The sequence below is a fragment of the Streptomyces palmae genome, assembly GCF_004684805.1.
GTDB lineage: Bacteria > Actinomycetota > Actinomycetes > Streptomycetales > Streptomycetaceae > Streptomyces > Streptomyces palmae.
Genome location: NZ_SRID01000043.1, coordinates 21,465 through 28,528 on the forward strand (window position 1 = coordinate 21,465; position 7,064 = coordinate 28,528).

Annotated in this window: 6 protein-coding genes; 4 read left to right on the forward strand and 2 right to left on the reverse strand. The window is 73.7% G+C overall.

Annotation, left to right across the window (positions count from 1 at the left end):
- Nucleotides 1-69: 69 nt before the first annotated feature.
- Nucleotides 70-837, reverse strand: a complete 768-nt coding sequence (locus tag E4099_RS07490; protein WP_135338161.1) for a hypothetical protein — start codon at nt 835-837, stop codon at nt 70-72.
- Between the two features lie 166 nt (nt 838-1,003).
- Nucleotides 1,004-3,031 carry an MDR family MFS transporter gene (locus E4099_RS07495; protein ID WP_135338162.1) on the reverse strand — a complete coding sequence of 676 codons (2,028 nt, stop codon included), beginning with the start codon at nt 3,029-3,031 and terminating at the stop codon, nt 1,004-1,006.
- A 178-nt stretch (nt 3,032-3,209) separates the two neighbouring features.
- On the opposite strand from E4099_RS07495, the gene E4099_RS07500 reads away from it, so the two are divergent.
- The 4 genes from E4099_RS07500 to E4099_RS07515 all read left to right on the forward strand — a co-directional run.
- The gene (locus E4099_RS07500) at nt 3,210-4,385 is read left to right on the forward strand and encodes an energy-coupling factor ABC transporter permease (protein WP_135338163.1); all 1,176 of its coding nucleotides are present in this window, start codon (nt 3,210-3,212) and stop codon (nt 4,383-4,385) included.
- A gap of 3 nt (nt 4,386-4,388) precedes the next feature.
- Nucleotides 4,389-5,180 carry a cobalt ECF transporter T component CbiQ gene (gene cbiQ / locus E4099_RS07505; protein WP_135338164.1) on the forward strand — a complete coding sequence of 264 codons (792 nt, stop codon included), beginning with the start codon at nt 4,389-4,391 and terminating at the stop codon, nt 5,178-5,180.
- A complete protein-coding gene (locus tag E4099_RS07510) occupies nt 5,180-5,959 on the forward strand; it encodes an energy-coupling factor ABC transporter ATP-binding protein (RefSeq protein ID WP_135338165.1) in 780 nt (259 codons plus the stop codon). Before cbiQ ends, E4099_RS07510 begins: the two co-directional genes overlap by 1 nt.
- A gap of 465 nt (nt 5,960-6,424) precedes the next feature.
- Nucleotides 6,425-7,064 (forward strand): serine hydrolase domain-containing protein (locus E4099_RS07515; protein WP_135338166.1); only part of this gene is annotated, 640 nt, incomplete at its 3' end.

A 7,064-nucleotide genomic window follows, 5' to 3' on the forward strand; every position in this document is an offset into this window, starting at 1 on the left:
TCCGGCCCCGTGTGCCTGTGCCGGTTCTGGCGGCGCGTCCCCCTTCACCGTCGGCGACCTGGCCACGGCCTACGAGCCCGTACTCCCGTCGGGTGCGTACAGCTCGGTGCGGAGGTGTGCGGCGGTCCGCGCGGCGAGGGAGATGCCGGTCTGCCGGTCGCCCTCGGGGCTCACGATGGCGAGCACGCCTCCGACGCGGACATCGACGGTGTAGGACGGGGCGCCGTCGTACTCGTCGCCGCCCGTGAGGCGGGAGACCTCCAGCAGCGCCTCGTCGCCGAGGGCGGTGACCTCCTGGGCCTCGTGGTGCTCCTGGACGGGGGCGGCCTCGGTGTCGACGGTGACCTGCGGACAGACCTCGTGGAGCCGGCGCCGGACCTCCAGGTAGCGCTCGGCGCGCGCGGCCGGCATCGACACCAGCTGCACGGTGGCGGTCGGGCGGTCCTCCCCGGCACCCGCGAGGCGCACGGTCTGCTGGGCACTGGCCGCCTGGAAGCCGCTCAACTCCCTTCGCAGGTCGGCCGCGGGCCCGCACTGGCTCCAGTCGCCTCCCCCGTACCGGCCGAAGAGCCCCGTGGACACCTCCGTGACCTCGGCCTGCCCGCCCAGCACCTTCGCGGGCGGCAGGGCGGCCTTCAGCTCGCGCTCGGTGAAGAGCCGTCCGGGATCCGAGTCGCCGTCGACGCCGGGTGCCGTGACGGGGGTGTCCGAGGGGTGTCCACTCGCGGCGGGGCGCCCGGGATCCGGCGAGTCCTGCGTGCCTCCGCAGCCGGTGAGAAGGAGGGCCGCCAGCACGACGGAGTGGCCCGCGAGTCCCGCACGTAGGGCCGTTCGCACGGCGTCTCCCCCGGTTCGGTGAACAGTTCGACCGACAGCCTCGCACGTCGTGCTCCGATCCCCGGCCAGTCGTTCCCGGCCTGCTCGCGGAGGGCGGTGGCGAGATCGGAGGGTGAGCACCGGTGCGGTCGGGGGCGTACGGGCCCTTCCCGAACGGGCGTACCCGCTACGTCGGCGCCCGGTCCTCCGCCTTCTCCGACTCCTCCAGCAGGCGGGTCGCTATGCGGTCCAGGGCGCGGTCGAGGCGGGCCTGGTGGGCGGGGTCGGCGGCGTTCCAGTCCTCCAGGTGTTCGTTCAGCCAGGCCCGCCAGGCCGCGCTGAGCCGGTCGATCTCGGCCTGGCCGGCGGGGGTGAGGGTGAGGTGGTCGCCGTCGAGCCGGGCGTAGCCGCCGTCGGTGGTGCGCGCGAAGGCCGGGGCCAGGACCTCCGGGGGCATCCGGTGGGCCGCCGCCACCTCGCTCAGCCGGGCCCGGCCGCGCAGCCGCTCCCGCCAGTGGATCTGGCCCAGCGCCCAGGCGTCGGCCGGGTCGATCGGGCTGCCCGTCTCATGGATCAGCCGCAGCCCGACCGGGCCCGGGGAGCGTCGGATCACCCCGGCCACCGCCCGTTCCAGCTGCTGGTCCGCGTCGGGGGAGTCGGGGGCGGAGAAGCCCTCGCCCATGTCGGCGACCCCGGCGCGGGCGCTGTCCCGCAGCGGCACCTCCTTGAGGAACCAGGCGATCACGAAGCCCGCGGCGGCGACCGGCACCACCCACCGGAAGACGTAGTTGATGGTGTCGGCGTACGCCTGGACGATCGGCGCGGCCACGGCGTCGGGCAGGGCGCGCAGCGACTTGGGGTCCTGGGCCGCGGCGGGCGGCACCCCGGGCGAGGCGGCGAAGGCCTTGGCCAGGTTGGGGCGGAGCTCGTTGCTGTAGAGGGTGCCGAAGATCGCCGTACCGAAGGAGCTGCCGAGGGTGCGGAAGAAGGTCACCCCGGAGGTCGCGGCGCCCAGCTCGTGGTAGGCCACGGTGTTCTGCACGGCGATGGTCAGCACCTGCATGGCCAGCCCGATGCCCAGGCCCAGGACGAACATGTACAGCGATTCCAGCCACACCCCGGTGCCCGGGCCCATGGTCGACATCAGGTAGAGACCGAGCGCCATCACCGCGCAGCCGGCGACCGGGAAGTACCGGTAGCGGCCGGTGCGGCTGATCACGGCGCCGGAGAGGATCGAGGTGCCCAGCAGCCCGACGATCATCGGCAGGGTCCGCACCCCGGAGAGGGTGGCCGAGTTGCCGTTCACGAACTGGAGGTAGGTCGGCAGGTAGGTAAGCGCCCCCAGCATGGCGAAGCCCACGATGAAGCTGAGCGCCGAGCACACCGTGAAGACCGGGTTGCGGAACAGCCGCATCGGCAGCATCGGCTCCTTGGCGCGCTGTTCCACCAGCACGAACGCGGTCAGCAGCAGGACCGCGGCGGCGAACAGGCCGATGACGACGGCCGAGCCCCAGGCGTACTGGTTGCCGCCCCACTCCAGGGCCAGCACCAGCGCCGAGGAGCCCAGGGCGACCAGCACGATGCCCAGGTAGTCGATGACCGGGCGGACGGCGGCCCGGACCACCGGGAGGGTGCGGGCGGCCATCACCAGCATCACGGCGGCGACCGGCACGTTGACGTAGAAGCACCAGCGCCAGGAGGCGTGGTCGGTGAAGAGCCCGCCCAGGGTAGGGCCGACCACGGTGGTGACGCCGAAGACGGCGCCCAGCGCGCCCTGGTACTTGCCCCGCTGCCGCAGTGGGATCACGTCCGCGATCAGCGCCATCGCGGTGACCATCAGCCCCCCGCCGCCGATGCCCTGGATGGCGCGGGCGACGATCAGCAGCAGCATGCTGTTGGCGGCCCCGGCCAGCACCGAGCCGGCGACGAACACCAGCGCGCTCAGCTGGAAGACCACCTTCCGGCCGAAGAGGTCGCCGAACTTGCCGACCAGCACCGTGGCGACCGTCTCGGCCAGCAGATAGGCGGTGACCACCCAGGCCATGTGCCCGCCGCCGCCCAGGTCGGCCACGATCGTCGGAAGGGCCGTGGAGACGATGGTCTGGTCCAGCGCGGCCAGCAGCATGCCCAGCACGATCGTGGTGAAGACCAGGTTGATCTGGCGCCGCTCCAGCACCGGCGGAGCCGCGGGGGAATCCTCGGTCACCGTGGTCATGGGCCGTACCTCCCCGGGGGGACGCTCCCTTCAGCATTCGGGGGAATCCGCTTCCGCGCCACCGGTGGCGTTCACAGGAATGCCATCAAGGCGCTCTTGCAAACAGTTCGCAGTAGCCATCTATCATCGAACGGTTATCGCCACGCCCTAGCCGAATCGGCCAGAATCGGAGCCCCGGATGCATGTGCCTGACGGATTCATCGACGCCCCGGTGTCGGTGGCGACCGGCGCCATCGCCGCTGCCGCCGTCGCGGTCAGCCTGCGCGGGGCGCGCCGGGAGTTCGCCGGATCCGGCGACGCCGCCGGGTTCGGCGGTGAGCGCACCGCCCCGCTGGCCGGGCTGGTCGCCGCGTTCATCTTCGCCGTGCAGATGCTGAACTTCCCGGTCGCCGCCGGGACCAGCGGCCACCTCCTGGGCGGGGCGCTGGCCGCGATACTCGTCGGGCCCTACACCGGGGTGCTGGCCGTCTCCGTGGTGCTGCTGATGCAGGGCGTGCTCTTCGCGGACGGCGGCCTGACCGCGCTCGGCGTCAACATCACCGACATGGCCCTGGTCACCACCCTGGTGGCATACGGGCTGTTCCGCGCCCTGCTCGCGGTGCTGCCGAGCGGACGGCGCGGGGTCGGCATCGCCTCCTTCGTGGCCGCGCTGGTCTCCGTACCGGCCTCCGCCATCGCCTTCACCGCCATCTACGCGATCGGCGGCACCACCGACGTCGCGACCGGCAAGGTCTTCACCGCCATGGTCGGGGTGCACCTGCTGATCGGCATCGGCGAGGCGGTGATCACCGCCCTGACGGTCGGCGCGGTGCTGGCCGTACGGCCCGACCTGGTCTACGGCGCCCGCGGACAGGTCAAGCGGCTGGAGCTGCGCACCGTCGAGGTGGCGACCCCGGGCGGTCCGGGCGCGGCCAAGCCCGCGGCGCGGGACCTGCCCGGGGACGCCCCGGAGGCCGAGGCCCCTCCGGTGGCCGAGGGGGACCGGGTCCCGGTCGGCGCGGGCGCGCCCCGGGCGAAGGGCAACCGGAAGGTGTGGCTGGCCGGGCTCGCCGCCGCCCTGGTGTGCGCGGGCGGGCTGAGCTACTACGCCTCCGCCGACCCGGACGGGCTGGAGAAGGTCGCCCACGACAAGGGCATCGACCAGAAGACCGAGGAGCACGCGGCCAAGGACTCCCCGCTGGCCGACTACGGCGTCAAGGACATCACCAACGCCCGGCTCTCCGGCGGACTGGCCGGGGTGATCGGGGTCGGCGCGACCCTGGCGGTCGGCTCCGGGGTGTTCGTCCTGGTACGGCGCCGGAAGACGGCCGCCGGTCCGGCGGCGGTGCCCGCGCGCGAGACCGAGGCGGTCTGAGACATGGGAGCGGCTGGGGGTACGGGACACGCGTCCGGCGGTGGGGCGGTCCACCGGCTGTACCGGGCGGGGGGTTCCGCGGTGCACGCACTGCCCCCGCAGTGCAAGATCGCGGCGGTGTTCGGCTTCGTGCTGGCGGTGGTGGCCACCCCGCGGGAGGCCGTCTGGGCGTTCGGCCTGTACGCGCTGCTGCTGGCGGCGGTCGCCGCGGCGGCCCGGATCCCCGCGCTCTTCCTGCTGCGCAGGCTGCTGATCGAGATCCCGTTCGTGGCGTTCGCGCTGCTGATGCCGTTCGTCGCGGAGGGCGAGCGGGTGCGGGTCCTGGGCCTGTCGCTCAGCGAGTCCGGGCTGTGGGGAGCCTGGAACATCCTGGCCAAGGGCACCCTCGGGGTCGCCGCCTCGGTCCTGCTCGCCGCCAGCACCGAACTGCGGGCCCTGCTGCTGGGCCTCCAACGGCTGCGGATGCCCTCCCTGCTGGTGCAGATCGCCTCCTTCATGATCCGCTACGGGGACGTGATCGGCGACGAGATGCGCCGGATGCGCATCGCCCGCGAATCGCGCGGCTTCACCGCACGCGGGGTACGCCACTGGGGGGTGCTGGCGAAATCGGCCGGAGCGCTGTTCATCCGCTCCTACGAGCGCGGTGAGCGGGTACATCTGGCCATGCTCAGCCGCGGCTACACCGGCACCATGCCGGTGATCGACGATGTGACGGCGACCCGCGCCCAGTGGGCGTACGCCGCCGCCCTCCCGCTGACCGCGCTGGCGGTCTGCCTGACCGGATGGACCCTGTGATGCCCACCGCCCCGGACCCGACCGCGCCCTCCCTCCAGGTCTCCGGCCTGGCCTACGCCTACCCCGACGGCCACCAGGCGCTGTTCGGCGTGGACCTGACCATCGCCCGGGGCGAGCGGGTCGCGCTGCTGGGCCCCAACGGTGCCGGCAAGACCACCCTGGTGCTGCACCTCAACGGCATCCTGGGCGGCGGCGCGGGCACGGTCGAGGTGGCCGGCCTGCCGGTCGGCAAGAGGCATCTGGCCGAGATCCGGCGCCGGGTCGGCATCGTCTTCCAGGACCCGGACGACCAGCTGTTCATGCCCACCGTGCGGGAGGACGTGGCCTTCGGACCGGCCACCGCCGGCCTGCGCGGCGCGGAGCTGGAGGCACGGGTGACCCGCGCGCTGGAGCGGGTCGGCATGGCGGAGTTCGCGGACCGCCCGCCGCACCACCTCTCCTTCGGGCAGCGCCGCCGGGTGGCGGTGGCCACCGTACTGGCCATGGAACCGGAGATCCTGGTGCTGGACGAGCCGTCCTCCAATCTCGACCCGGCCTCCCGCCGCGAGCTCGCCGACATCCTGCGCTCGCTGGACGTCACCGTGCTGATGGTCACCCACGACCTGCCGTACGCGCTGGAGCTGTGCCCCCGCTCGGTGGTGCTCAGCGGCGGCGTGATCACCGCCGACGGCACCACCCGCGAGCTGCTCTGCGACGAGCGGCTGATGCGCGAGCACCGGCTGGAGCTGCCCTACGGATTCGACCCGCGCTCGGTGCCGGCGCCGGTGGCGGGCGGCTGAGGGCTGGCGGGTGGCTGTGCCGGTGGCGGGTGGCTGTGCCGGTGGTGGGTGCCTGTGGGCTTGGTGGGTGCCTGTTCCTGCGGTGGGCGGCTGGCAGACGGTGGCTGTCCGCCCCGGTCGGACGGCGGGTGAGGGTGCGGTGGGTGTCCGCTCCGGTCGGCGGCGGGTGAGGGTTCGCTGGGGGTCTGCTACGGTCTCGGGCGGCTGAGGGCTCGCTCGGTGTCCGCTACGATCCCGGGCGGCTGAGGCCGCGACCGCGCAGGGCCGCGACCGCGGAGGGCTACGATCGCGGCCGAAAACCGCGGCTGCCGGGGCCGTACCCCGGCATGAAACCGGGGCCCGGCGCTGTTGCACCATGGTGGCCGCACGTATCGCGATCGCGCACGGCGGCTCGGCGGCCCCCGGGGGCCCAGCCCCTTCAGTCACGTCGGATGACGACAGGCACGGCAGGAGTACGCAGCAGTGGTGGACGTCCAGGGCACGGTGGCGGACGGCTTCGAACCGGTCCGGGACGCCTTCGCCGAGAACTTCGCGCGCCGCGGTGAGCGCGGTGCCGCCCTCGCCCTCTACCTGCACGGCCGCAAGGTCGCCGATCTGTGGGGCGGCACCAAGGACGCGGACGGCCAGGAGCCGTGGACCCGGGACACCGCGCAGGTGGTGCGGTCCGCCACCAAGGGGGTGGCCGCCGCCGTGCCGCTGCTGCTGCACCAGCGCGGACAGCTCGACCTGGACGCCCGGGTCAGCCGGTACTGGCCGGAGTTCAAGGCCAACGGCAAGGAGCGGGTGCTGGTGCGCCACCTGCTCTCGCACCGGGCCGCGGTGCCGGCGCTGGACACCCCGCTCACCCCGGCCCAGGCCGGTGACGGCGTCTCCGGGCCGGAGGCGGTCGCCGCCCAGGCGCCCGCCTGGGAGCCGGGCACCGACCACGGCTACCACGCCCAGACCTTCAGCTGGACGATAGGCGAGCTGGTCCGCCGGGTCACCGGGCGCACCATCGGCCGCTGGGTCGCCGAGGAGATCGCCCGCCCGCTGGGCCTGGGCCTGTGGATAGGGCTCCCGGAGGCCGAGCGGCCCCGGGTCGGGCGGATCGGCGACGTACCCGCCC